At 70.2% G+C, this 26,253-nt stretch carries 20 protein-coding genes, 1 tRNA gene and 1 rRNA gene; 13 read left to right on the forward strand and 9 right to left on the reverse strand.

Going from position 1 to position 26,253, the window contains the following annotated elements:
- Window positions 1-489: a hypothetical protein gene (locus ACFFJD_RS05885; protein ID WP_382362108.1), complete on the forward strand. Its 489-nt coding sequence runs from the start codon at window positions 1-3 to the stop codon at window positions 487-489.
- A 13-nt stretch (window positions 490-502) separates the two neighbouring features.
- Here the strand turns inward: ACFFJD_RS05885 and fgd are convergent, their stop codons facing one another.
- Window positions 503-1,528, reverse strand: a complete 1,026-nt coding sequence (gene fgd / locus ACFFJD_RS05890; RefSeq protein WP_382362110.1) for a glucose-6-phosphate dehydrogenase (coenzyme-F420) — start codon at window positions 1,526-1,528, stop codon at window positions 503-505.
- A 147-nt stretch (window positions 1,529-1,675) separates the two neighbouring features.
- On the opposite strand from fgd, the gene ACFFJD_RS05895 reads away from it, so the two are divergent.
- Together ACFFJD_RS05895 and ACFFJD_RS05900 are read left to right on the forward strand one after the other, a co-directional pair.
- Window positions 1,676-5,563: a Pls/PosA family non-ribosomal peptide synthetase gene (locus tag ACFFJD_RS05895; RefSeq protein WP_382362112.1), complete on the forward strand. Its 3,888-nt coding sequence runs from the start codon at window positions 1,676-1,678 to the stop codon at window positions 5,561-5,563.
- Window positions 5,564-5,718: 155 nt separating this feature from the next.
- Window positions 5,719-7,002 (forward strand): M1 family metallopeptidase, encoded by a 1,284-nt coding sequence (locus ACFFJD_RS05900; RefSeq protein WP_382362157.1) that lies wholly within the window; start codon window positions 5,719-5,721, stop codon window positions 7,000-7,002.
- 10 nt (window positions 7,003-7,012) lie between these two features.
- On the opposite strand, the gene ACFFJD_RS05905 is transcribed toward ACFFJD_RS05900, so the two are convergent.
- Both ACFFJD_RS05905 and rfbA read right to left on the reverse strand, forming a co-directional pair.
- Entirely contained in the window at window positions 7,013-7,606 is a 594-nt protein-coding gene (locus tag ACFFJD_RS05905) for a dTDP-4-dehydrorhamnose 3,5-epimerase family protein (RefSeq protein WP_382362114.1), read from the reverse strand.
- Window positions 7,607-7,635: 29 nt separating this feature from the next.
- The gene (gene rfbA / locus ACFFJD_RS05910; protein ID WP_382362116.1) at window positions 7,636-8,520 is read right to left on the reverse strand and encodes a glucose-1-phosphate thymidylyltransferase RfbA; all 885 of its coding nucleotides are present in this window, start codon (window positions 8,518-8,520) and stop codon (window positions 7,636-7,638) included.
- A 57-nt stretch (window positions 8,521-8,577) separates the two neighbouring features.
- On the opposite strand from rfbA, the gene rfbB reads away from it, so the two are divergent.
- On the forward strand, window positions 8,578-9,579 hold the full coding sequence (gene rfbB, locus ACFFJD_RS05915; RefSeq protein ID WP_382362118.1) for a dTDP-glucose 4,6-dehydratase: 1,002 nt from the start codon (window positions 8,578-8,580) through the stop codon (window positions 9,577-9,579).
- 11 nt (window positions 9,580-9,590) lie between these two features.
- On the forward strand, window positions 9,591-10,607 hold the full coding sequence (gene galE / locus ACFFJD_RS05920; protein WP_382362120.1) for a UDP-glucose 4-epimerase GalE: 1,017 nt from the start codon (window positions 9,591-9,593) through the stop codon (window positions 10,605-10,607).
- On the opposite strand, the gene ACFFJD_RS05925 is transcribed toward galE, so the two are convergent.
- Window positions 10,595-11,845 carry an MFS transporter gene (locus ACFFJD_RS05925; protein WP_382362122.1) on the reverse strand — a complete coding sequence of 417 codons (1,251 nt, stop codon included), beginning with the start codon at window positions 11,843-11,845 and terminating at the stop codon, window positions 10,595-10,597. The genes galE and ACFFJD_RS05925 overlap by 13 nt on opposite strands.
- Window positions 11,842-12,477, reverse strand: a complete 636-nt coding sequence (locus ACFFJD_RS05930) for a GntR family transcriptional regulator (protein WP_382362124.1) — start codon at window positions 12,475-12,477, stop codon at window positions 11,842-11,844. Before ACFFJD_RS05930 ends, ACFFJD_RS05925 begins: the two co-directional genes overlap by 4 nt.
- A gap of 89 nt (window positions 12,478-12,566) precedes the next feature.
- Between ACFFJD_RS05930 and ACFFJD_RS05935 the strand changes: the two genes are divergently transcribed.
- From ACFFJD_RS05935 to ACFFJD_RS05955, 5 genes are all read left to right on the forward strand, one after another.
- A tRNA-Thr gene (locus tag ACFFJD_RS05935) sits at window positions 12,567-12,642 on the forward strand.
- A 222-nt stretch (window positions 12,643-12,864) separates the two neighbouring features.
- A complete protein-coding gene (locus tag ACFFJD_RS05940) occupies window positions 12,865-13,527 on the forward strand; it encodes a pentapeptide repeat-containing protein (protein WP_382362126.1) in 663 nt (220 codons plus the stop codon).
- A gap of 46 nt (window positions 13,528-13,573) precedes the next feature.
- Window positions 13,574-14,596 (forward strand): Rv2578c family radical SAM protein, encoded by a 1,023-nt coding sequence (locus ACFFJD_RS05945; RefSeq protein ID WP_382362128.1) that lies wholly within the window; start codon window positions 13,574-13,576, stop codon window positions 14,594-14,596.
- A 29-nt stretch (window positions 14,597-14,625) separates the two neighbouring features.
- Complete coding sequence (locus ACFFJD_RS05950) at window positions 14,626-15,555, forward strand: LLM class F420-dependent oxidoreductase (RefSeq protein WP_382362130.1); 930 nt, start codon at window positions 14,626-14,628, stop codon at window positions 15,553-15,555.
- A 58-nt stretch (window positions 15,556-15,613) separates the two neighbouring features.
- A complete protein-coding gene (locus tag ACFFJD_RS05955) occupies window positions 15,614-15,757 on the forward strand; it encodes a hypothetical protein (RefSeq protein WP_382362132.1) in 144 nt (47 codons plus the stop codon).
- 10 nt (window positions 15,758-15,767) lie between these two features.
- On the opposite strand, the gene ACFFJD_RS05960 is transcribed toward ACFFJD_RS05955, so the two are convergent.
- Entirely contained in the window at window positions 15,768-17,039 is a 1,272-nt protein-coding gene (locus ACFFJD_RS05960; RefSeq protein ID WP_382362134.1) for a DNA polymerase III subunit delta', read from the reverse strand.
- A gap of 118 nt (window positions 17,040-17,157) precedes the next feature.
- Between ACFFJD_RS05960 and ACFFJD_RS05965 the strand changes: the two genes are divergently transcribed.
- Complete coding sequence (locus ACFFJD_RS05965; protein WP_382362136.1) at window positions 17,158-18,684, forward strand: adenylate/guanylate cyclase domain-containing protein; 1,527 nt, start codon at window positions 17,158-17,160, stop codon at window positions 18,682-18,684.
- Between the two features lie 175 nt (window positions 18,685-18,859).
- On the forward strand, window positions 18,860-19,741 hold the full coding sequence (locus tag ACFFJD_RS05970) for a hypothetical protein (protein WP_382362138.1): 882 nt from the start codon (window positions 18,860-18,862) through the stop codon (window positions 19,739-19,741).
- A gap of 69 nt (window positions 19,742-19,810) precedes the next feature.
- Here the strand turns inward: ACFFJD_RS05970 and topA are convergent, their stop codons facing one another.
- Window positions 19,811-22,891 carry a type I DNA topoisomerase gene (gene topA, locus ACFFJD_RS05975; protein ID WP_382362140.1) on the reverse strand — a complete coding sequence of 1,027 codons (3,081 nt, stop codon included), beginning with the start codon at window positions 22,889-22,891 and terminating at the stop codon, window positions 19,811-19,813.
- Between the two features lie 179 nt (window positions 22,892-23,070).
- Window positions 23,071-23,652, reverse strand: coding sequence for a hypothetical protein (locus ACFFJD_RS05980; RefSeq protein ID WP_382362142.1), 582 nt, complete (start codon window positions 23,650-23,652; stop codon window positions 23,071-23,073).
- 96 nt (window positions 23,653-23,748) lie between these two features.
- On the opposite strand from ACFFJD_RS05980, the gene ACFFJD_RS05985 reads away from it, so the two are divergent.
- Entirely contained in the window at window positions 23,749-26,064 is a 2,316-nt protein-coding gene (locus tag ACFFJD_RS05985) for a DNA 3'-5' helicase SftH (protein WP_382362144.1), read from the forward strand.
- 92 nt (window positions 26,065-26,156) lie between these two features.
- On the opposite strand, the gene rrf is transcribed toward ACFFJD_RS05985, so the two are convergent.
- A 5S ribosomal RNA gene (rrf, locus tag ACFFJD_RS05990) occupies window positions 26,157-26,253 on the reverse strand; the annotation flags it as partial.

Below are 26,253 nucleotides of genomic sequence, written 5' to 3' on the forward strand. Positions count from 1 at the left end.
GTGACCACGCCCCCGCCACCCGAGCAGCCGAGCGACCCGCACAGCACGGGCGGCCGGCAGGCGCCGTACCCGCAGTACGGCGAGCCCACGGTGAACTACGGTCCGACCGCCGCGCCCGCCACGGACGCGGCCACCACCGCCCTGGTGGCGGCCTCGGCCACGGCCGCTCGACGCTGGCAGGCCATCGCCGCCCTCGCGCTGGCCGCGGCCGCGGTGGCGATCATCGGCTTCTTCCTCCTCGGACAGAACCGCGGCGGCGAGACCGCCGCGGTCACCAGCACCGTCACTGAGACCTCGGAGACCTCCGGACCCGAGGTCACCTCCACCAAGACCACCACCAAGACCGCCACCGTCACCGGCGACGCGCAGACCGCGACGCGGACCGAGACCGAGCGGGAGACTCAGGTGCGCACCGAGACCCGCACCGTGACCAAGACCGAGGTGTCGACGGCCACGATCTACCCCAGTGGCGTGCCGCCCGCCGAATGACCCCGGCCGACCGCTACGCGGTCACGACGTCCAGGGCCCGCAGCTCCGGCACCACCTCGGCGGTGAACGCCTCCAGGAAGCGACGCTGATCGGCGCCCGGGTTGTGGAACACCAGGTGGTTGAGGCCGGCGTCCAGGTACGGCTTGATCTGCGCGATCGCCTGCTCGGGCGTGGAGGCCACGATCCAACGCTTGGCCACCTGCTCGATGGGCAGCTCGTCGGCGAGACGTTCCATCTCCACGGACGAGTTCACCGAGTGCTTCTGCTCCGGCGTCAACGACAGCGGCGCCCAGAAGCGGGTGTTCTCCAGCGCCACCGCGGGATCGGGGTCGTAGGAGATCTTGATCTCGATCATCCGGTCGATCGCGGCGAACTCGCGGTCGGCCTTGGCCGCTCCCTCGCGGACCGCCGGGATCAGCTTCTCGGTGTACAGGTCCATGCCCTTGCCGGAAGTGCAGATGAAACCGTCGCCGGCCCGGCCTGCGTAGCGCGCCACCACCGGTCCGCCCGCGGCGATGTACACCGGGATCGGCTCGGCGGGCACGTCGTACATGTAGGCGCCCTGCGTGGAGTAGTAGTCGCCCTCGAAGTTCACCTCGTCGCCGGTCCACAGTTCCCGCATCAGGCGCACGGCCTCGCGCAGCCGCGCGAAGCGCTCCTTGAACTCCGGCCAGTCGCCGGTGAACCCGGTGGCGTATTCGTTGAGCGCCTCACCGGTGCCCACGCCGAGCATCACGCGCCCCGGGTAGAGGCAGCCGAAGGTCGCGAAGGCCTGCGCGATCACCGCCGGGTTGTAGCGGAACGTCGGCGTCAGCACCGAGGTGCCCATCTGCAGACGCTCGGTGCGCTCGCCCACGGCGGCCAGCCAGGCCAGGGAGAAGGGGGCGTGGCCCCCGTTGTGCCGCCACGGCTGGAAATGGTCGCTGACCGTCACCGAGTCCAGGCCGAACTCCTCGGCCGCCACGGCGATCTCCACCAGTTCCCGCGGTCCGAATTGTTCGGCCGACGCCTTGAGTCCGAGCTTGAGTTCCGCTGCCATCAAATTCCCTTCCGACGACCTCGACGCGAGACGTGTGCGCCATGTCCACTTGCGGGTGTCATCCGAGCGATTGACCCCTTGTGACCCACCTTACGGAGGCGGTACTTTCGCCGCGCTCGCGCTCCCGTTCTGGGGCACAATCAACGCGTGCCGATTCCTGTGGAGTATTTGCGTGCCGACCAAGCGACATCGCCGCGCACCCTGATCGACATTCTGCTCGCCAGCGCGGCCGCCCATCCCGACGCTCCGGCCATCGACGACGGCGATCAAGCACTGACCTATTCGGAACTGGTCGCCGTGACCCGGCGGGTTGCCGGACGCCTCGGCGGCATGGGTGTGGGCCGCGGCGACCGGATCGGCATTCGGATGCCGTCCGGGCACCGGGACCTGTACATCGCGATCCTGGCAACCCTGTACGCCGGCGCCGCCTACGTGCCGGTCGACGCCGACGACCCGGACGAGCGCGCCGACCTGGTCTTCGGCGAGGCCGAGATCGACGCCCTCATCGACGCCGACGGCATCCACCCGCAGGGCGGCCGGCACCGCGCCCCGAGCACCGGCGAGGCCCTCGAACACTCCCCCGCCGACTGCGGCGACGACGCCTGGATCATCTTCACCTCCGGCTCCACCGGCACCCCGAAGGGCGTCGCGGTGACCCACCGCAACGCCGCCGCGTTCGTCGACGCCGAGGCCGCCCTGTTCCTGCAGGACGACCCGCTGGGCCCGGGCGACCGGGTGCTGGCCGGGCTCTCGGTGGCCTTCGACGCCTCGTGCGAGGAGATGTGGCTGGCCTGGCGGCACGGCGCCTGCCTGGTGCCGGCCCCGCGCGCGCTGGTCCGCAGCGGCATGGATCTGGGTCCGTGGCTGGTGATGCGCGACGTGAACGTGGTGTCCACCGTCCCGACGTTGGCCGCGCTGTGGCCGGCCGAGGCCCTCGAGGCGGTCCGCCTGCTGATCTTCGGCGGCGAAGCCTGCCCGCCCGAGCTGGCCGACCGGCTCGCCACCGGCGACCGCGAAGTGTGGAACACCTACGGCCCCACCGAGGCCACGGTGGTGGCCTCGGCCGCCCAAATGCATCGCAATGAACCGGTGCGCATCGGGCTTCCGCTGATCGGCTGGGATCTGGCCGTCGTCGACGCCGCCGGCCGGCCGGTCGAGGTGGGCGAGGTGGGCGAGCTGGTGATCGGCGGCGTCGGCCTGGCCCGCTACCTCGATCCGGCCAAGGACGCCGAGAAGTACGCGCCGATGGAGACGCTCGGCTGGGAACGTGCCTACCGCAGCGGCGATCTGGTGCGCCTGGACCTGGACGGGCTGCTGTTCGTCGGCCGTGCCGACGACCAGGTCAAGATCGGCGGGCGGCGCATCGAGTTGGGCGAGATCGACAACGCGCTGCAGAATCTGCCCGGCGTGAGCGGCGGCGCCTGCGCGGTCCGCAAGAACCCGGCCGGGCACAGCCTGCTGGTGGGCTACCTGGCCTCCACCGACTCGGCGTTCGATCTGACCGCCGCTAGCGCCCGGCTGCGGGCGGAACTGCCCGCCGCGATGGTGCCGCGCCTGGTGCTGCTCGACGAACTGCCCACCCGCACCTCCGGGAAGGTGGACCGCGACAAACTGCCGTGGCCGGTGGCCGGCGCCGGGGATGCCGCCTCCGATCGCCCGGCCGAGGACCTGACGCCCACCCAGGCGTGGCTGGCCGAGCAGTGGACCGCGGTGCTGGGCATGCCGGTGCAGCACGCCGACGCCGACTTCTTCGCTGAGGGCGGCGGTTCGCTGTCGGCGGCCCAGCTGGTCAGCGCGCTGCGATCGCGGTACCCGGAGATCACCGTCGCCGCCCTGTACGACTACCCGCGTCTGGGTTCGCTGGCCGAACTGCTCGACTCGCTCGCCCCCGTCGACTCCGCGCCCGCGCGCGCGGTGGCGCCGATCCCGGCGCGCACCGGCCTGATCCAGCTGCTGGCGGCCGTCCCCCTGGCCACGCTGACCGGTTTCGCGTGGATGACCTGGCTGGGCGTGGCCAACAACGCCGGCCGGGCCGTCGCCGATGCGCTCGGCTACCGCGCGCCGTGGCTGGTGCAGGTCGACTGGTGGGTGCTGCTGGTGGCCTTCCTCATCTTCGTCACCCCGATGGGCCGGGTGCTGATCGCCGCGGCGGGCGCGCGCCTGTTGCTGCGCGGCGTCGGGCCCGGCGACTATCCGCGCGGCGGCTCGGCGCATGTGCGGCTGTGGATCGCCGAACGGCTCATGGTGGCCAGCGGCGCGCACAACATGGCCGGCGCGCCGTGGATGCCGACGCTGGCGCGCGCGCTCGGCGCGACGCTCGGCAAGGGCGTGGACCTGCACACTCTCCCGCCGGTGACCGGTCTGCTGACCGTCGGCGACGGGGCCGCGATCGAACCCGAGGTGGATCTGGCCGGGTGGTGGCTCGACGGCGACGTCCTGCACATCGGCGCCGTCGAGATCCGCGACGGCGCCACCATCGGGGCGCGGTCCACGCTGCTGCCCGGGGCCGTGGTGGGTCGCGAGGCCATCGTCGAGCCCGGTTCGACGGTCCTGCACAAGGTAAAGGCACGACAGCGCTGGGCCGGATCGCCGGCCACCAAGATCGGCAAGGCCAAGTCGAACTGGCCGGCCGCGCCGCCCGCGCCGCGCCGGTACTGGGTGCCGATCTATGCGCTGAGCGCGCTGCTGATCGCCGGGATTCCGCTGTTCGCTCTCGCCGTCGGTCTGGTGGTGACGTTCTCGTGGGCGCTGTCGGCGGACGACCTGAGCTCGGTCGCGCTGCGGGCGCTGGCGTTGAGCCCGGCGGGCACGCTCGCCGCGCTGGCCGCGTTCGCCGCGGCCACCCTGGTGGTGGTGCGCGCGGCGTCGATCGGGCTCAAACCCGGCTGGTACGCGGTGCGCAGCCGCGTCGGATGGCAGATGTGGCTCACCGAACGCGTGATGGACTCGGCCCGCACCTACCTGTTTCCGCTGTACGCCAGCCTGCTGACACCGTGGTGGTTCCGGGTGCTGGGTGCGCGGATCGGCAAGGGCACCGAGATCTCCACCGCGCTGGTGGTACCCAAGTTCACCGTGGTCGGCGACGACTCGTTCCTGGCCGACGACACCATGGTCGCCTCCTACGAGTTGGGCGGCGGCTGGATGCGGATCGGCCAGGCCCGCGTGGGCAAACGCGCCTTCCTCGGCAACTCCGGCATGGTGGCCCCGGCCCGCAAGGTCCCCAAGGGCGGCCTGGTCGCGGTGCTCTCGGCCGCCCCGGAGAAGGCCAAGTCCGGCTCCAGTTGGCTGGGCAGTCCGCCGCAGCGGCTGCGTCGTACCGCAGGCGAGGCCGACGCCTCGCGCACCTTCGCCCCGTCGGCCAAACTGCGGGTGGCCCGCTCGGTGGTCGAAACCCTGCGGCTGGGAGCGGTGTGGGTCAGCTTCGTCATCGGCGCCGGCCTGCTGCTGAGCCTGCAGGCGGTGGCCACCACCACCGACGCCGCCGTCGCCACCGCGGTGAGCGGCCTGATGCTGCTGGCCGCGGGCGTGGTGGCCGGAGTGATCGCCGCCGCCGCGAAATGGCTGGTGATCGGTCGGGTCCGCGCGGGCGAGCACCCGCTGTGGAGTTCGTTCATCTGGCGCAACGAACTCTCCGATGCCTTTGTCGAGACCGTCGCGGCCCCCTGGTTCGCCAACGCGGCCACCGGCACCCCGGTGCTGAACTGGTGGCTGCGGGCGATGGGCGCCACGATCGGTCGCGGCGTCTGGTGCGAGTCGTACTGGCTGCCCGAGGCCGACCTGGTGGAGCTGGGCGACGGCGCCAACGTGCAGCGCGGCTGCGTGGTGCAGACGCACCTGTTCCACGACCGCGTCATGGCCATCGACACGGTGCGCCTGGCGCCCGGCGCCACCCTCGGTCCGCACTGCGTCGCACTGCCGGCCGCGCAGCTCGGCGACGCGGCCACCGTGGGCCCGGGATCGCTGGTGATGCGCGGCGATCACGTGCCCGATTACTCCCGCTGGCAGGGCAATCCGATCGCGCCGTGGCCGCGCTGATCGGTTCCCCGCCGACCCCAACGGAAAGCGCGGCCGCACCGGTAGGGTGAGGTTTCGCGAGCGAACAGACGGAGGACTGCGTGCCCAACAAGGCCGACAGAAGTGCGACGCACAGCCCCACCCTCAGCGGCACCTCGCACGAGCTCGACCCGTACATGCCCGACCACGGCAACCTGGGCTACCGGATCTCCCGGTACGACCTGCGTCTGCACTACCGGGTCGCGCCGAACCGGCTGCGCGGGACGGCCACCATCACCGCGACGTCGTACCAGCAGTTGCAACGGTTCACCCTGGACCTGGCCGGTCACTTGTCGGTGCAGCGCGTGTCGGTGAACAACAAGGCCGCGCGCTACTCGCACCGCTCGGGCAAGCTGTCGATCGTGCCGGCCACCCCGATCCTGCCGGGCGGCGCGATGACCGTCGTCATCGCCTACGGCGGTACGCCCAAGCCGATTCGCGGCCTGTGGGGCGAGGTGGGCTGGGACGAGCTGGACAACGGGTCGCTGTGCGCCAGCCAGCCCAACGGCGCGCCGTCGTGGTTCCCGTGCGACGACCATCCCGAGGCCAAGGCGCCGTTCCAGATCAGCATCACCACCGACAGCCCGTACTACGCCCTGGCCAACGGCACCCTGATCGAGAAGAAGCGCGGGGCAGGCACCACCACCTGGGTGTACGAGCAGGTGGAGCCGATGGCCACCTACCTGGCGTCCATTCAGATCGGCCAGTACGAGCACCGCTCCCTGGCCACCTCGCCGGTCCCGATCTACGCGCTGGCCCCGCGTCGTCTGTCCCTTGACTTCGACGAGAGCTTCCGCCACCAGGTCGCGATGATGGACGTGTTCACCGAGCTGTACGGGCCCTACCCGTTCGCGCATTACACCGCGGTGGTGGTCGACGACGACCTGGAGATTCCGCTGGAAGCGCAGGGCTTCTCTACCTTCGGCGCCAACCACTGCGACGGCACCCTGACCAGCGAGCGCCTGATCGCCCACGAGTTGGCACACCAGTGGTTCGGCAACTCGGTGACGGTGGCGCGCTGGCGCGACATCTGGCTCAACGAGGGTTTCGCCTGCTATTCGGAGTGGCTGTGGAGCCAGCGCAGCGGCGGCCGGTCGGCCGGCGAGTGGGCCCGGCACTACTACGCCAAGCTCGAAGCGAACCCGGTGAAGGTGCCGCTGGCCGATCCCGGCCCCAAGGACATGTTCGACGACTGGGTGTACAAACGCGGCGCCGTGACCCTGCACGCGCTGCGCCTGCGGCTGGGCGACGGCGCGTTCTTCGCCCTGCTGCAACGCTGGACCGACAAGTACCGCTATCGGTGTGTCACCACCGAGGATTTCATCGCACTGGCCGGGACCTACACCGACGAATCGCTGCACGACTTCTGGCGGGACTGGCTGTTCCTGCCGGAACTGCCGCCCTTCCCCGGGCAGCGCTGAGCCCGGCCGATCAGCTCTCGGTACCGAACGCCGGCAGCAGCCCGGCGTCGACGGCCGCGCGCAACGACGGCGCCTGCCGGTCCTTCTCCGAGAGCCGGAACTCCAGCGGGGCGCCGTCCCGGCCCACCGACGGCCAGCGGATGCCCACCTCGTCGTCGAGCGGATCGATGCCGTGCTCGGCGCCCGGGTTGTAGCCGGTGGAGCACAGGTAGGTGACCGTCGAGCCGTCCTGCAGGGAGCAGAAGGCGTGCCCCAGCCCTTCGGCCAGGTAGACCGCCCTGCGGTCGCTGTCGTCGAGCAGCACCGCGTCGTAGCCGCCGAAGGTGGGCGAGCCCACCCGCAGGTCCACGACCACGTCGAGCACCGCACCGTAGACGCAGGTCACGTACTTGGCCTGACCGGGCGGCACATCGGCGAAGTGCACCCCGCGGATCACCCCCGCCGCCGAGACCGACGTGTTGACCTGCGCGAGCGTGAACTCCCCGCCGATCGCCTCGGCCACCTGCGGCGCGGTGAACGACTCCAGGAACAGGCCCCGGTCGTCCGCGTGCTGGACCGGGGTGAATTCCCACGCACCGGCGATGGACAGTTCACGTACTCGCATGTCTACCCAGATCTCTTCCGTCGTCGCCGTCAGGCGTTGTGCGGGTCGCGACCGCGCGCCAGCATGTCCAGCAGGTAGGTGCCGTAGCCGGACTTGGTCAGTTCGGCCGCGCGGGCGGCCAGGTCGTCGTCGGACAGATAGCCCAGCCGCCAGCCGATCTCCTCGGGCACACCGATCTTGAGGCCCTGCCGCTGTTCCACGGTGCGGACGAAGTTGCCCGCGTCCAGCAGCGAATCGAAGGTGCCGGTGTCGAGCCAGGCCGTCCCGCGCGGCAGCACCGTCACGTGCAGTCGTCCGGCGCGCAGATACTCGGCGTTGACGTCGGTGATCTCATACTCCCCGCGCTCCGACGGCCGCAGGTTCCGCGCGATCTCCACCACGTCGTTGGAGTAGAAGTACAGACCGGGCACCGAATAGTTCGACTTGGGCCGCTCCGGCTTCTCCACCAGGGACAGCACGCGACCCGCGTCGTCGAACTCCACCACGCCGTAGGCCGACGGATCGGCCACCCGGTAGGCGAAGATCGCGCCGCCGTCGACGTTCTCGAAGCCCTGCAGCTGGCTGCCCAGGCCCGGGCCGTAAAAGATGTTGTCGCCCAGCACCAGCGCCACCGATTCGTCGCCGATGTGCTCGGCGCCGATGACGAAGGCCTGCGCCAGGCCGTTCGGCTCGGGCTGGGTGGCGTACGAGAGCCGGATCCCGAACCGCGAACCGTCGCCGAGGAGGTGCTCGAAGGCGGGCCGGTCGTGCGGTGTGGCGATCACCAGGATGTCGCGGATCCCGGCGAGCATCAGGGTGGAGAGCGGGTAGTAGATCATCGGCTTGTCGTAGACCGGAACCAACTGCTTGCTCACCCCCTGGGTGATCGGATGCAGCCGGGTGCCCGCGCCGCCCGCCAGGATGATTCCGCGCATGGGACAACCCTATCGGTAGAGTCGTGAGCCGAACGCCACTGTCAGGGAGGAGCGTCGATGCGAGTACTGGTGACCGGCGGGGCCGGCTTCATCGGAGCCAACTTCGTCCTCCGGACCCTGGCCGAGCGGCCCGACGTCGAGATCACCGTGCTCGACAAGTTCACCTACGCCGCCAACCCCGCCACGCTGGCGTCGGTGGCCGAGGCGATCACCGTGGTGCGCGGCGACATCGCCGACGCGACCGTGGTCGATCCGCTGGTGGCCGACGCCGACCTGGTGGTGAACTTCGCCGCCGAATCGCACAACGACCGGTCGCTGGCCGACCCGTCGTCGTTCGTGCAGACCAATCTGGTCGGCACCTTCACGCTGCTGGAGTCGGTGCGCAGGCACGGGGTGCGGCTGCACCACGTCAGCACCGACGAGGTGTACGGCGACCTGGATCTGGACGACCCGGCGCGCTTCACCGAGAGCACCGCCTACAACCCGTCGAGTCCGTACAGCTCCACCAAGGCCGGCAGCGACCTGCTGGTACGCGCCTGGGTGCGGTCGTTCGGGGTGGCCGCGACCCTGTCGAACTGCTCCAACAATTACGGCCCGTACCAGCACGTGGAGAAGCTGATCCCGCGACAGATCACCAACGTGCTCAGCGGGATCCGACCCAAGGTGTACGGCGACGGCGCCAATGTGCGCGACTGGATTCACGTCGACGATCACAACGACGCGGTGTGGACCGTCATCGAGCGCGGTGAGCTCGGTGAGACCTACCTGATCGGCGCCGACGGCGAGGTGGACAACCGCACCGTCGTCGAGTCGATCCTGGAGTTGATGGGCCGACCCGCCGACGCCTTCGACTTCGTCACCGACCGCCCCGGGCACGACCGGCGGTACGCCATCGACGCCACCCGCTTGCGCACCGAGCTGGGCTGGACGCCGCGGTTCACCGACTTCCGGTCCGGCCTGGCTGACACCATCGACTGGTACACCGCCCACCGCGCCTGGTGGGAGCCGGCCAAGGCCGGCGTGGAAGCCACCTACGCCGCCACCCAGCGGACACTCTGAGGGGAGACGTCATGCGCGTTCTGGTCACCGGCGGTGCTGGCTACATCGGCTCGCACACCGTGCTGCAACTACTGGCCGCCGGACACGAGGCGGTGATCGCCGACGACTTCAGCAACGCCAAGCCGTCGGTCGTCGGCCGATTGGAAGAGCTTGCCGGACAAGCGATTCCGACGCACCGGGTGGATCTGACCGACCGGGCGGCCACGGCCGCGCTGTTCGACGCCGAGCCGGTCGACTCGGTGATCCACTTCGCCGGGTTCAAGGCGGTCGGCGAGTCGGTGGCGCAGCCGCTGAGCTACTACGAGAACAACCTGGACAGCACCTACTCGGTACTGCGGGCGATGGGCAGCCACGGCGTGCACCGGTTCGTGTTCTCATCGTCGGCCACCGTCTACGGCGACAATCCGATCCGCGAACGCACCGAGGACATGCCGACCACCGCCACCAACCCGTACGGCTGGACCAAGGTGATGATCGAGCAGACCCTGCGCGATCTGGCGGCGTCGGACCCGAGCTGGCGGATCGCGGTGCTGCGCTACTTCAATCCGGTGGGTGCCCACCCCAGCGGCCGGATCGGCGAGGACCCCAGCGGCTTCCCCAACAACCTGATGCCGTTCGTCGCGCAGGTGGCAGTCGGCCGCCGGGAGCGGTTGTCGGTCTTCGGCGACGACTACGACACCCCGGACGGCACCGGCGTCCGCGACTACATCCACGTCGAGGACCTGGCCGCCGGGCACGTCGCGGCCCTGGACCGGCTCGCGCAGATCGACGACGGATGGTCGGCCTGGAATCTCGGTTCCGGACAAGGGGTTTCGGTGCTGGAGCTGGTGGACGCGTTCGCGCGCGCCAGCGGCCGGGAGATCCCCTACGAGGTCGCGCCGCGGCGCCCCGGCGATGCGCCCGCCTACTGGGCCGATCCGCGCAAGGCCAACGCCGAGCTGAACTGGCGCACCACCAAGACCCTCGACGACATGTGCGCCGACTCGTGGCGCTGGCAGTCGGCCAACCCGCAGGGCTACCCGGACTGATCCAGCAGCACGTCCTCTTCGCGATGGCGGCGGGTCGCGGCGGCCGCGGGACCGCGCCGTGCGCCGGCCAGCATCACCGCCAATGACACCAGCGCCATCACCGCGCCGAAGATCAGCATCGCGGGGTAACCCACGTCGTAGCGTTCGGCGACGGCGGCCATGATCGCCGGGCTGGCGAAGCCCAGGTAGGTGAGGCCGTAGTACAGGGCGGTGAGGCCGGCCAGGTCGTCGGGCCCGGCGATGCGCTGCACCTGCAGCAGGCCGGCGATGAGCGACATGCCGTAGCCGGCGCCGAGCACCGCCGCCGCGAGCAGGGCGAGCCCGATGGTGAGGGCGTCGGCGGCGACCGCGGCCAGCAGCATGCCGACGGAGGTCGCCACCATCGCCACCACTAGGGCGCGCGGGGAGCCGGGCCGATCGATCTTGCGACCCAGGGTCTGCACGAAGAAGCCCGCGGTGAGGCCCACCAGGCAGCAGACGCCCGCGAAGACGATCGCCCAGCCGCTGGTCAGCGGGGCGAGCAGCGCGGGCAGCACCGCGTAGGCGACGGCGCAGGCGCCGAACACCCACGGCGCCGTGGGCGCCACCTGCAGCCAGAACTCGCGGCGCCGCGCCGACGGGATCGTGAGGTCGCGCAGGAGCGAACCGTCCCGGGAGCCGATGCGCGTCTCCGGGACGGCCAGCAGCAGGACGAAGGCGACCGCGGCGAGGCCGATGTTCACCAGGTAGGCCAGCTGGTTGGGCCACGGCGCCCACTGGGCCAGCACCGCCGCCACCCCGGCGCCGAGGCCGAAGCCCGCGGTGAGGCTGAGCGCGGCGCGGCGGGCCCCGGCGGTGACGCTCGCGCCGTCGCGGTCGGACAGTTCCTTGATCCAACTGCCGCCGACCGCCATGGCCAGGCCGAGTGCGACCCCGCTGCACACTCGACCCAGCGCCAGCAGGGGCGCCGACTGCGCGCCCAGCGCGAGCAGCCCCGAGCCGAGCGCCGCGATGAGCGGCGACGGCAGCATGAGCGGGCGACGACCGAAGCGGTCCGAGAGCGGCCCGCCGATGAGCAGGGCCGGCACGATCCCCAGCACGTAGGTGAACAGCAGGACGTCGACCACCACCTCCGACATGTGGGCGTCGGCGCGGTACATCACCAGCAGCGGCGTGAACTGGTTGCCACCCCACGCCGCGGCGAAGACCGCCAGGGCCACCGCGCCCCAGCCGATGCGCGTACGGGCGGTCGTGGTCATCGGGTCACGTCCCGGACGTCGTGCACGCCGGACAGGTGGGCCTGCAGCAGTGCGTCGAAGCGGTCGGCGTCGCCGTCGGCGATGGCCTCGGCGAGTGCGGCGTGGTCGTCGCGGATCCGCGCGGACACCGCCGGGTCGCGGTGCACGCTGGCCGCCGTCATGCGGCGGCGGCGCTCGCCGAGCGAGGTGTAGAAGTCTTCGAGCAGACTGTTGCGCCCGGCGTCGACGATCAGCTGGTGGAAGTCGTTGTCCAGTCGGGTGAACTCGTCACCGGCCGCGGCGCGGTGGGCGTCGAGGTTGGCCTGCAGCTGCTCCACCAGCGCAGCGACGGATTCGGGGCGCTCGACGATGCGGCGCACCGCATGGCATTCCACCAGCAGCCGCGCCTCCAGCACCTCGCGCGATTCGCGCTCGCCCACGGGCACGATCAGCGCCCCGCGCTTGGGGTACAGCCGCATCCAGCCCTCGGCCGACAGCCGCAGAAAGGCCTCGCGTACCGGCGTGCGACTGACCTCGCATCGCTCGGCGATCTCCCCCTCGCTGATCAGCTCTCCACCGGGAAGTTCGCAGCTCAGGATGAGTTCCTTGACCTCGTCGTACACCCGATCCGCTGCTGAATACGTCTTAGACACAAGATGTACTGTAGATCAGGAGCCCCCGTTTTGCTCACCGGGCCCACGACTCGGTACCATCGATCCCGCACCCGACCCGTCGGGCGCACGCCGCCTTAGCTCAGTCGGTAGAGCGATTCACTCGTAATGAATAGGTCAGGAGTTCAATTCTCCTAGGCGGCTCCAGTACGTCCATCGCGCCACCCGCATCCGCGTGGCGCGCGCCTCCCCGGCACCCCTCCCCCGCACCGCCCCCGCACCCGAATCCGCGTGTCGCGACCCGTCCTTCGTGCCGCCTTGCTGCAGCGCGGGCGACGTAAGGCACGAGTCGCGACATGCGCCGCCGGATGCGGGCACCGATACAATCGGGGCGCCTGCCACCATCCCGCCGACGTGAGGAATTCATCGATGCCGGCCCAGCCGACCGCACCCAAGAAGCCGCGGATCGAAAGGCTCACCCTCGGCGGACTCGACGACGGCGACCCCGCCGACCTGCAGGCTTTCGCGCACGTCGAGCACTGCCGCTTCGCCGACGTCGAGCTGGCCGACGTCGACCTGTCCGGCATCACGCTGGCCGACTGCGAGCTGACCACGGTCACCGTCGACGACGTGGAACTGGGCGGCGGCAAGATCTTCGACACCGCCATCGCCAACCTGCTGGCGCCGCGCTGGTCCATGGCGCGCGGATCGCTGCGCAACGTGCACATCAGCGGCAGCCGCATCGGCGCGCTGGACCTGTTCGAGGCCACGATCCGCTCGGTGGCGATGACCGACTGCAAGCTCAGCCTGGTGAACTTCCGCGGCAGCGACGTGCGCGACGTGCGCTTCCGCGACTGCCAGATCGACGAACTCGACCTCACCGAGGCGAAGCTCACCCGCGCGTCGTTCGACAACTGCCGCATCGGCACCCTGCAACTGCAGAACGCCACCCTCACCGACGTCGACCTGCGCGCGGCCCACATCGACAACCTGCGCCACCTCGACGGCCTGCGCGGCGCCGCGTTCACCGCCGAACAGGTGGTGCTGTTCGCCGACCACTTCGCCGCCCACCTGGGGATCGTCGTCGCCTGACCCCACCCCCTTGACGCGCTATCCGAACATGTGTTCGCATTGAGACATGCGATGGTCCGTGCAGAGCGCGAACACCGACGACGGCGGGCTGCCCGGCCTCGAGCGCGCCGGCCTGGTCCGCACCGTCGAGACGCCCGACTTCGCGGGCATCACCTTCCACGAGGTCCTCGCACGCACCGCGTTGAACAAGCTGCCCGAGGGCGGCCCCATGCCGTTCCGCTATACGGTCAACACGATGCGCGGGTGCAGCCACGCCTGCCGCTACTGCTTCGCCCGCCCCACCCACGAATACCTCGACCTCAACGCGGGCCTGGACTTCGATTCGCAGCTGGTGGTCAAGCTCAACGTCGCCGCCGTGCTGCGCAAGGAATTGCGCCGGCGGTCCTGGCAGCGGGAGACGGTCGCCCTCGGCACCAACACCGATCCGTACCAGCGGGCCGAGGGTCGCTACCGCCTGATGCCCGGTGTGATCACCGCCCTCGCCGAATCCGGCACACCGCTGTCGATCCTCACCAAGGGCACCCTGCTGCGCCGCGACATCCCACTGTTGCGCACCGCCCGCGGCGCGGTGGACATCGACGTCGGCGTCTCGTTGGCCATGCTCGACGACGACCTGCGCAAACAACTCGACCCCGGCGCCCCGTCCCCGCGGGCCCGCCTGGACCTGATCGCCGCCCTCGCCGAGGCGGGTTTCCGCCCGCACGTGATGGTCGCGCCGGTGATCCCGTACCTGACCGATGACACCGGCGCCCTCGACGCGCTGCTGGGCGCGTTGGCCGACGCCGGCGCCGACCGGATCACCGCGTTCCCGTTGCACCTGCGCGGCGCCACCGCCGGAATCTTCATGGAATGGCTCGGCGAACAGCACCCGGCACTGGTGCGCCGCTACCGCGCGCTGTACAGCCGAGGCGGCTACGTCCGGCCCGAATACTCCGCCCGGCTCCGCGAGAAGATGGCCCCGCTCGTGGCCCGTCACGGGCTGGGCCGCACCGAACCGGCACCCGTCGCACCGACCCCCGCGGTGATCTCCGTCCCAGCCCGTCCGGAACCGGCGCTCACCCTCTTCTGAGCACGCGGAGATCGGGCATCATGGAGGTCATGGATCTGCGCATCTTCACCGAACCCCAGCAGGGCGCCACCTACGACGACCTGCTCGCCGTCGCCCGTGCCACCGAGGATCTCGGCTTCGACGCCTTCTTCCGCTCCGACCACTACGTCGCGATGAACTCCGCGGGCCTGCCGGGCCCGACCGACGCCTGGCTGACGCTGGCCGCGCTCGCCGTGCAGACCGATCGGATCCGTCTCGGCACCCTGGTCACCTCCGCCACGTTCCGCCATCCGGGTCAGCTCGCCATCCAGGTGGCGCAGGTGGACCAGATGAGCCGCGGCCGCGTGGAACTGGGCCTCGGCGCCGGTTGGTTCGCCGAGGAACACGCCGCCTACGGCATCCCGTTCCCCAGCCTCGGCGAGCGCTTCGACAAGCTCGAAGAGAACTTCGCCATCATCACCGGGATGTGGGACACCGCCGAGGGCGAGACCTTCGACTACGCGGGCAAGCACTTCACCATCGAGAACTCCCCCGCCCTGCCCAAGCCCACCCAGCGACCGCGGCCGCCGCTGATCGTCGGCGGCACCGGCCCCACCCGCACCCCCGCGCTGGCCGCCGCCTACGCCAGCGAGTTCAACGTGCCGTTCGTCAGCGAGGCCACCGCCGCGCAGATGTACGAGCGCGTCGGCGACGCCTGCGAGGCGGCCGGCCGCGCCCGGACCGACGTGGTGTACTCCGCGGCCCTGGTGCTGTGCGTGGGCCGCACCGAGGACGAGTTCGTGCGCCGGGCCGCCGCCATCGGCCGCGAACCGGCTGAACTGCGCGAGAACGGCGTCGCCGGCACCGTCGAGGAAGCGATCGCGAAGATCGAGTCCTTCCGCGCCGTCGGCGCCCGCCGGATCTACCTGCAGGTGCTGGATCTGTCCGATCTGGACCATCTGGAACTGGTCGCCGCCGCGATCGCGCCGCACCTGCGCTGACTCCCTATAGTCGAAGGCAACCACCGGCGACGACGCCGGTCGACGTCCAGGAGGGGCGATGTCCGACTTCACCGACAAGCTGAAGGAGAAGGCCGAGGCCATCTCCGCGGCGATCGACAACGAACTCACCGTGCTGGAGGGCGCCGGCGGCGACGATCCGCTGGCCGACCACGACGACGAAGACGCAGAGCAGGACGCCTGAGCGTCCCCGCTCAGGCGGTGCGGGTGCGCCGGGCGAGCTGCTCGCTCAGGCGCACCATCAGTGCGTCGACCGCGAAGCGCGGTTTGACGTTCTTGCCGAGGGCGTCGCGGCATTCCAGAACCGCCTCGATGCAGCCGAGGAGTCGGTCCGGCGCGGCATAGGTGGCCATCGGGCCGGCGAGCGCCTCGGTCTTGTCCGGGTGCATCATCGCCACCGAGGCGCCCATCGACATCGCCAGCGCGTCGCGGAACAGCGCGGCCAGGTCCACCAACGCGCGGTCGAGCGTGTCCCGCATGATCCGCGTGTGCCGCGCCTTCTGGCGCCGCTCCAGTTCCTTGATCACCCCGGCGCTGCCGCGCGGCGGACGCGCGGTGCCCTTCCCGGTGCCGCCGGCACCGAGCGCGGTCATCAGCTCCTGCAGCTCCGGTTCGTTGAGTTCGGCGGCGATCTCGTCGGCCACCTTCTTGGCCGAGTTCACCAGCGCCTCCCCCGCGGCATACATCTCGCCCTCGCGGACCGCAGCACGGGCCAACGACAGCGCCTGCTCGCGCTGAGCACGGGAGTGTTCGTCCGTGGCCAGGCGCCGGGCCCGGCCGACGTGGCCGCCGGCGACGCTCGCCGCCCACTGCGCCCGGTCGGCGTCGATCCCGTCACGGACGATCAGCACCTGGGCGATCGCCTCCACCGGCGGCGCGATCAACGTCACGTGCCGACACCGCGAACGCAGGGTCACCGCGATGTCCTCCGGCGCCACCGACGGCGCGCACAGCAGGAAGATGGTGCGGTCCGGCGGCTCTTCCACCGCTTTCAGCAGCGCGTTGGCGCCCTGCTCGGTGAGCCGGTCGGCGTCCTCGACGACGACGATCTGCCAACGGCCGGTGGTCGGACGCCGGGCCGCGAGCTGCACGATCTCGCGGATCTGCTTCACCGAGATGGTCAAGCCCTCGGGCGCGATATGCCGCACGTCGCCGTGCGTTCCCGCCATCACCGTGACGCAGGCGCGGCATTGGCCGCAGCCCACCGTCGCCGGGTCCTGGCATTGCAGCGCCGCGGCGAAGCTGGTGGCCGCCACCGACCGCCCGCTGCCGGGCGGACCGGTGAACAGCCAGGCGTGCGTCATGGCGGCATCGGACTCCGGGGCGACCTGGTCGCCGAACATCGAGACCGCGCCCGCGGCGGCGTGCTCGAGCTCGGCCGCCACCGATCGCGCCGACTCCGCCGCCGCCACCAAAGCGCCGGCCAACTCCTCTTGTCCGATCAAGCCGTCAAAGACATTGGTCACATCGTCCAGAGTAAGTGCCAGTTCGGACGGGCCCGCCCTCGGGAATCTGTTTAACTATTGCAAGCACCCCGGTAGCGTATGTTCCGTGGTCAAGCATCGGTCTCGGTGGACGAAGGCAGTGCACACTCTGCGCTGGCTGTCACACACCCCGTGGCCGATCCTGGCGCTGGACATGTTGCGCGCCAACCTCATCGGCGCCCTGTTCACCTTCGCGTTCCTGCGCTTCGGCCTGCCCGGCCCGGACACCGTCAGCCTCAGCGAGATCGACGCCCAGAACCAGCTCTACTTCGTCGTCTACCTCGTGGTGGCCATCATCGCTGCGGGGCTGGCCTCGATCCGACTCACCCTGCCGGTCCTGATCTGGCACCGCCGTCGTTCCCGGCTCGACGACGAGGCCGCCCGCCGCCGCGCGCTGAAACTGCCCACGCTGCTCACCTACGTGAACATCGGCCTGTGGTTGGTCGGCGGCATTCTGCTGTCGCTGCTGAACCTGCGCGAGTCCGGCAAGGACGCGATTCTGGTGGCGCTGGCGAGCATGGTGGGTGTGCTGGTCACCGCTGTTCTCAGTTTCATGCAGGCCGAAAAGGTGCTGCGGCCGATCACCATCGCCGCCATGGCCAACGATCCCGAATCGGCCAAGGCCCCCGGCATCAACACGCGCATCGGCGTGTTCTGGGCCATCACCGTGGCCCTGCCCATGCTCGTCATGATCGCGATGATCCTGCTGCAGCGCTACGGGGTGATCGACGCCAGCGCCGAAGAACTGCAGCGGCCGATCGTGTGGATGGCCCTCGCGTCGCTGATGTTCGGGGCCCTGGCGATTCTGCGATTGGTCCGGTCCATCACCGACCCGATCAAGCAGATGCGTCTGGCGCTCAGCCAGATCCGCTCGGGCAATCTGAACGTCGCCCTGAAGATCTACGACGGCAACGACCTGGGCCTGCTGCAGGCCGGCTTCAACGAGATGGTCGACGACCTGCGCGAACGCCAGGAGCTGCGGGACCTGTTCGGCCGCTACGTCGGCGAGGACGTCGCCCGCCGCGCCATCGAGAGCGGCACCGAACTCGGCGGCGAGGAACGCTACGTCGGAGTGCTGTTCGTCGACATCGTCGGTTCCACGCGCCTGGCGGTGAACCGTCCGCCGCGCGAGGTGGTCAAGCTGCTCAACGACTTCTTCGAGGTGGTCGTCGAGGTGGTGGGCCATCACGGGGGCTTCGTCAACAAGTTCCAGGGCGATGCCGCGCTCGCGATCTTCGGTGCGCCCCTGGATCAGCCCGACTTCGCCGGTGCCGCGTTGGCGGCAGGCCGAGAGCTGCGGGTGGAGCTCTCGCGGCGTCTCGGCGACGTCGACATGGGTATCGGGGTGTCCGCGGGCAAGGCCGTCGCCGGCCACATCGGCTCCGAGCAGCGCCTGGAGTACACGGTGATCGGCGACCCAGTGAACGAGGCGGCCCGGCTCACCGAACTGGCCAAGGACGAACCGACGCGGGTGCTGGGTTCGGCACGCGCGGTGTTCCTGGCCAGCGACGACGAGGCCCGGCACTGGCAGATCGGCGAGGGCGTGGAGCTGCGCGGACGCGGCATCGAAACCCTGCTCGCCCGGCCAAACCTCATCGAGATCGCCCCCGACGTGCTGCCGGACTGACCCCGTCCCTACCCGGACGTATAGCGACCGTCCTCGCTGTATTCGGCATACACGATCACATACGTCCAGGTACGGACACCCACGTCGTAGTCCGGGATCTGTGGACCCCGTCAGGGTTGTCCACACCTTGCCGCTCCGCCCGGCGCGCGTCCCCTCGCACGCCCAGGGTGACGGCATGGATCCGAACACGCTGCTCACAAGAAATCACGGCGTCGCGAGTTGGGCCGCACTGCAGAAGGCCGGCGTGTCGCGCACCGATCTGCGCCAGGCGCTCCACACCGGCGCACTCACGAAACTGCGGCGGGGATGGTATGCGTCAGATCGGGCCCACCCCGCGGTCGCCGCGTCGGTGCGAGCGGGAGGAGTGTGCAGCTGCGTCTCCGCACTGCGCCTCCATGGAGTGTGGATCCCCGAGGGATACGGCATGGCCCACATGCGGGCGCGATCGGCCGCCCACAACCAGCGACTCCCCGGACTCTGCCACCGCCACGGACGCCCGCTCCGCGAGGACGGTGCGGTCGACGACGTGCCCACTGCCTTCGCCCACGCCGTGCGATGTCTCGACGCCGAAGGGATCGTGGTGGTCTGCGACTCGCTGATGAACCTCGGTCTGATGTCCCGCGACGAGATCGAGGTCGCCCTGCGGAGCAGTCCGCGCAAGACTCAGGCACTCCTAGACAAGTGCGCCCGCTCCGAGGCCGGCACCGAGACGATGGCGCGGCTCCGACTTCGCCGCCATCACCTGTCGATTCAGACGCAGGTGCAGATCCCCGACGTCGGTCGCGTCGATCTGCTGGTGGGGCGGAGATTGATCATCGAGATCGACGGCCAGGAGTATCACCACACCCCCGAGCAGTTCTACACCGACCGCGCCCGCGACCTCGCTGCTTTCCGACTCGGCTACCTTCCGGTGCGTCTGGGCTATCGGCAGGTGGCGGTGCCCGAAGAATGGACGATCAGTGAGGAGGCGATCCTCGCCATCGTCCGGCGCGGGGAACACCTGGCCGCGCTGCCGAACGCAGACCTGCGGTCTAACCCAGCATTGTCCCTACCGTGACGTATAGCGCGGCGGAACGCCTCTAGCTCGAGGCTGCACCGTATACGTCCAGGTAGGGACAACCAATCCTCAGTCCGCCGTCGTCTTCTTAACGGCAGTGGTCTTGGCCGCAGTGGTCTTCGCCGCGGTCTTCTTGGCGCCAGTGGTCTTGGCGGCAGTCTTCTTGGCCGCAGTCTTCTTGGCCGCAGTCTTCTTCGCCGCAGTCTTCTTCGCCGCAGTCTTCTTCGCGGGGGCCTTCTTCGTCGTCTTCTTGGCGGCCTTCTTGGCCGGTCCGCGGGCGCGACGCTCGGCCAGCAACTCCATCGCCCGGTCGGGGGTGATGGTGGCCACCTCATCGCCCTTGCGCAGGCTGGCGTTGGTCTCGCCGTCGGTCACGTACGGGCCGAAGCGGCCGTCCTTGATCACCATCGGCTGACCGCTGGCCGAGTCCTCGCCCAGCTCCCGCAGCGGGGGTGCCGCCGCCGCACGACCGCGCCGCTTGGGCTCGGCGTACAGCTTCAACGCCTCCTCCAAGGTGACGGTGAACATCTGTTCCTCGTTGGCCAACGACCGCGAGTCGGTGCCCTTCTTCAGATACGGGCCGTACCGGCCGTTCTGCGCGGTGATCTCCTCGCCGCTCTCCGGATCCGCACCCACCACTCGCGGCAGCGACAGCAGCTTGAGCGCATCCTCGAGCGTGACGGTGGCGATGTCCATGGTGCGCAGCAGCGAACCGGTGCGCGGCTTGGGACCGGCCTTCTTCGCGGCCGTCTTCTTCGCGGCAGTCTTCTTGGCAGCGGCCTTCTTGGCCGGCGCCTTGGTCGCGACGGACCCGGCGGCGACGTCGTCGAGCGCGACGACCTCCTCGGACGATCCGCCCGCTCCGCTCGGCACGGCCTCGCCGCCGCCGGGCGGCGTGGGTCCGGGCGCGATGGTCACCGCGGCACCGGCGTCGCCGTCCTCGTCGTCCTCGGGCGGCAGGATTTCGGTCACATAGGGACCGAAGCGGCCCTCCTTGGCGACGATCTGGTTGCCGCTCACCGGGTCCACGCCCAGCACGCGGCCCTCCTGCGGCGTGGAGAACAGCTTCTCGGCCACCTCCAGCGTCAGCTCGTCCGGCGTCATGTCCGCCGGGAGGTTCGCGCGCTGCAGGTCCGGTTCGGCGTCGGGGGCGGCCACGTTGCGTTCCAGGTACGGCCCGTAGCGGCCGACACGGACGAACACCGGGCGACCCTCGGCGTCGTCGAGGACACGGATCGAGTTCACCTCGCGGGCGTCGATGCCCTCCAGGTTCACGCCGACCAGCTTCTTCAGGCCGCCGTGCCGGGCGATCGCATGCGCGGCCGCGTCGTCGTCGAGGTGGCCGTCGTCGCCGAAGTAGAACTCACTGAGCCAGCGGGTGCGGTCGGCGTCGCCGCTGGCGATCTGGTCCAGGTCGTCTTCCAGGGACGCGGTGAAGTCGTAGTCCACCAGGCTGTTGAAGTAGCCCTCCAGCAGCCCGATCACCGCGAACGCGATCCACGACGGCACCAGGGCGTTGCCCTTCTTCAGCACGTATCCGCGGTCCTGAATGGTGCCGATGATCGACGCATAGGTCGACGGCCGGCCGATGCCGAGCTCTTCGAGCATCTTGACCAGCGAGGCTTCGGTGTAGCGCGCCGGCGGGTTGGTGGCGTGCCCGTCCGGGTTCAGCTCCGAGGCGGTCAGCTGCTGGCCTTCGCGCAGGTTCGGCAACCGGTTCTCGGCGTCGTCGGCCTTGGCGTCGCCGGCGGTCTCCTCGACGCTCTCGACGTACGCCGACAGGAAGCCGGGGAAGGTGATGGTCCGGCCCGACGAGGCGAAGACCACCCGCTCGCCGGTGGCGGCGGTGCCGCTGATCCGGAGGGTCATGGTGGTGCCCTTGGCGTCGGCCATCTGCGAGGCGACGGTGCGCTGCCAGATCAGCTCGTACAGGCGGAACTCGTCGGCGTTGAGCGCCGAGGCCAGCTGCCCCGGCGTCTGGAAGGTCTCGCCGGCGGGACGGATCGCCTCGTGCGCCTCCTGCGCGTTCTTCACCTTGCGGTTGTACTGGCGCGGCGAGGGGCTCACGTACTCGGCGCCGTACAGCTCCCGCGCCTGGGTGCGGGCGGCGTTGATGGCCGACTCGCTCAGCGTGGTCGAATCGGTACGCATGTAGGTGATGTAGCCGTTCTCGTACAGCCGCTGCGCGGTGCGCATGGTGCGGTCCGACGAGAAACGCAGCTTGCGGCCGGCATCCTGCTGCAGAGTGGAGGTCATGAACGGCGCGTACGGGCGACGGGTGTAGGGCTTCTCCTCCACCGAGCTGACGGTGAGCTGCGCGTTCTGCAGTCCTGCGGCCAACGCCGTGGCGCGCGCCTGGTCCAGGACCACCACGCCGTCGTCCTTGCGGAGGCGGCCGTCCGGACCGAAGTCGCGGCCGGTGGCCACGCGGGCGTCGTTCACCGAGAGCAGCTTGGAGCCGAACGACCGCGGCGACGCCTCGGCGCCGGCATCCATGGTGGCGGCGATGTCCCAGTACTCGGCGGAGACGAAGGCCATCCGCTCGCGTTCCCGGTCGACGATGATGCGGGTGGCCACCGACTGCACGCGGCCCGCGGACAGCTTCGGCATCACCTTCTTCCACAACACCGGCGAGACCTCGTAGCCGTAGAGGCGGTCGAGGATGCGGCGGGTCTCCTGCGCGTCGACCAGATCGATGTCCAGGTCGCGCGGGTTCTCCGCGGCCGCCCGGATCGCCGACTCGGTGATCTCGTGGAACACCATCCGCTTGACCGGCACCTTGGGCTTGAGCGTCTCCAGCAGGTGCCACGCGATGGCTTCACCCTCGCGGTCACCGTCCGTCGCGAGGTAGAGCTCGTCGACGTCGCGCAGCAACGCCTTGAGCTCGGTGACGGTGGACTTCTTATCTGCGGAGACCACGTACAGCGGCTCGAAGCCCTCGTCGACGTTCACGCCCAGGCGCGCCCACGGCTGGCCCTTGTACTTGGCGGGCACATCGGCGGCACCGCGCGGCAGGTCACGGATGTGCCCGCGCGAGGATTCCACGACGTAGTTGCCGCCGAGGTAACCCGCGATCTTGCGAGCCTTGGTCGGGGACTCGACGATGACGAGTCGCCGCACGGCGGTGGAATCGGTGTCGGTGGCGGCCACAGGTGCCCTTCGTTAAGAGTTTCGCTGCTGGTTGCCGTTGTACCTTATATACAGGGTCTTCTGCACATCACTTCAGGAGGCGGGGGTTGTTGCGCGGCTCTCTTTAGGTGGAACGAACGACCCCGGGCTCGACCGACACCGTCCCGCCGGGCGCCATGAGTCGGCCACCTCGACGCGATTCAGGCCGGCGACGGCCAAGCCGACGCGGCCTCCGCCCCGGGCGGCGACGCACCGATCGTCTCCAGCAGCCGAGTGCGGCGCTTGCGGCCGGTGATGCGCAACGCGGGGTGGGCCCCGTTGGTACCGACCAGGGTGGGGGCGATGCCGATCCGCATGAGCGCGGTGGCCAGCCCCGCGTGGGTGTCCGGGGCATGCGCGTCCAGCCCGAGCGCGTAGTGGGCGCCGTCCGGTCGTCCGGCGGCCAGGACCCACAGTCGCAGTGCGCGCGGACTCGGCGTCCAGCCCTCGGGAACCGTCTTGACCGCCCCGCTCGTCCACCGGCGGTGCAGCGCCGTGAATCGGGGGTTGGCCTCCGTTCGAGCGAGCGGACGCCCGTCCTCGGACTGCGCGACCTCCGCCTCGAAACCGATCGCCTGGATGTCGGCGCTGATGGCCTGCGCCCGCCACAGGTCGGGCACCACCACCGAGATCCGGGCACCGACCGGCGTATGCAGCGACTGCCCTTGTGCCGCAAGCAATCCCGCCAGGTCGTCAATGGCAGGATCCTCCGTCTCCGCGGAGAACAACGACATCTGGCTCACCGCCCCGAGTCTACGTGGCCGCACCGCGGTCGCCGCACACGTCGTCCGGCGTTGCCTAAGATGGCAGGGTCGGTCACAAGGGGGCGAAGAGGCGTGATGGAGCGGAGCACCTACGGCACCGAACTGCTCGGCCGCACCCTGGCCGGCGAGACGGAGCCGGACGAGAGCCCGCTCACCCACCTCGCCGTGATCCCCACCCGCACAGCCGAGTTCGCACCGTGGCCCGAGTGGGTCCACCCCGCGGTCCGGTCGGCCTTCGTCGAACGCGGCATCGCCCGGCCGTGGACGCACCAGGTCCGGGCGGCCGAACTCGCGGTCGCGGGCCGCCACGTGTCGATCTGCACAGGCACGGCGTCGGGCAAGTCCCTGGCCTATCAGCTCCCGATCCTCACCCGCTTCGCCCAGGACCCGAACGCCACCGCGCTGTATCTGTCGCCCACCAAGGCCCTCGGCACCGATCAGCTGCGGTCGGTGGCCTCGCTCGTCGCCGGCCTGCCGGAGTTCTCCCACCTGCAGCCGTGCATGTACGACGGCGACACCGAGCAGGAACTGCGGCAGTGGGCACGACTGCATTCGCGGTGGATCTTCACCAACCCGGACATGCTGCACCTGGGCATCAATTCGACGCACGCCAAGTGGCGCCAGTTCTTCGCTCGCCTGACGTACATCGTCGTCGACGAGTGCCACCACTACCGCGGCGTCTTCGGCTCGCACACCGCGCTGGTCCTGCAGCGCACACTGCGCCTGGCCCGCATGTACGGTGCCGACCCGGTGGTGATCGGCGCCAGCGCCACCGTCGCCAATCCGGCGCAGGCCTTGTCCCGGTTGATCGCCGACGACGTCGTCGCCGTCACTGAGGACGCCTCGCCGCACGGGGAACGCACCGTCGCCCTGTGGGAGCCGGGCTTCCTCGAGCAGACCCGCGGGGAGCACGACGCCCCCGTCCGGCGCCCCGCTGGCGCCGAGGCCGCCCGACTCCTCGCCGACTTCGTCATCGAGGGGGCCCGCACCCTCTGCTTCGTCCGCAGTCGACGGGGCACCGAGGTGACCGCGCGCAAGGCCCAGCAGTTGCTGGCCGAAGCCGCGCCGGAGCTCGCCGACCGGGTGGCGGCCTATCGTGCCGGTTATCTCGCCGACGATCGACGCCGCCTCGAGCGCGCGCTGGCCGACGGCGAACTGCTCGGCGTGGCCACCACGAACGCCCTCGAGTTGGGCGTCGACATCAGCGGTCTGGACGCGGTGATCGTGGCCGGGTACCCGGGCACCGTCGCCTCCTTCTGGCAGCAGGCCGGTCGTGCCGGACGCCGCGGCGAGGGTTCCCTCGTCGTCCTCATCGCGCGCGACGATCCGCTCGACACCTACCTCGTGCACCATCCGGAGGCACTCCTGGAGCGTTCGGTGGAAGCCACGGTCACCGACCCGCACAATCCCTACGTGCTGGGACCGCACCTGCTGTGCGCGGCCACCGAGGCTCCGCTCACCGAGCGCGACGTGACGGCCTTCGGCGCCCACGACCTGGTGGAGGAGTTGGTGGCCGACGGATTGCTCCGGCGCCGCAAGGCGGGCTGGTATCCGGCGCCCGGGCTGGATCCGCACGGTGAGATCGACATTCGCGGCGGCGCCGGCGGGCAAGTGCTGATCGTCGACTCCACCACCGCCCGCCTGCTGGGCACCGTCGACTCCGGTCGCGCCAAACGCAGCGTGCACCCGGGCGCGGTGTACCTGCATCAGGGCGAGAGCTTCGTGGTGGACGAGTTGGACCTGCACGACTCGCTCGCGCTGGCCCACCCGGAGGAACCGGACTGGACCACGTCGGTCCGGGAGACCAGCGACATCGAGATCGTCCGCACCCTGGACGCGCGGAACTTCGGTCCCCTCACCGTCGCCTTCGTGGAGGTGGTGGTCACCGACCAGGTGACCGGCTACCTGCGCAAGGCGCTCTCCGGCGAGATCCTCGACTCGGTCCCGTTGGACATGCCCGAGGAGGTGCTCCCCACCCGTGCGGTGATGTACACCCTGGAGCCGGAGACGCTCATCGCGGCCGGCGTCGCCCCGGACAAGTTCCCCGGCGCCCTGCACGCCGCCGAGCACGCCGCGATCGGCATGCTCGGTCTGGTGGCCACCTGCGACCGCTGGGACATCGGTGGCCTGTCCACCAACGCCCATTCCGGTACCGGCCTGCCGACGGTGTTCGTCTACGACGGCTATCCCGGCGGTGCCGGCTTCGCCGAACGCGGCTTCGAGGCCTTCGCGGCCTGGATCGGCGCCACCGCCGACGCCGTCGCGGCCTGCGCCTGCCGCGCCGGCTGCCCGTCGTGCGTGCAGTCGCCCAAGTGCGGGAACGGTAACGAGCCCCTCGACAAGGAGATGGCTCTCAAGGTCCTTCGCCTCCTGGGCCGCCTCCACGACTGAGCCACCCGCGTTCGACGAATCTCGACGAATATCAACGGGTAGAGATGCGAAAAGCCCCCGAACCACGAGGGTTCGGGGGCTTTCCAAGTTGTGTTCGGCGGTGTCCTACTCTCCCACACTGATTAGGGTGCAGTACCATCGGCGCTGGTGGGCTTAGCTTCCGGGTTCGGAATGGAGCCGGGCGTTTCC

Origin of the sequence: Gordonia phosphorivorans, assembly GCF_042432625.1 — a bacterium.
Classification (GTDB): Bacteria; Actinomycetota; Actinomycetes; order Mycobacteriales; family Mycobacteriaceae; genus Gordonia; species Gordonia phosphorivorans.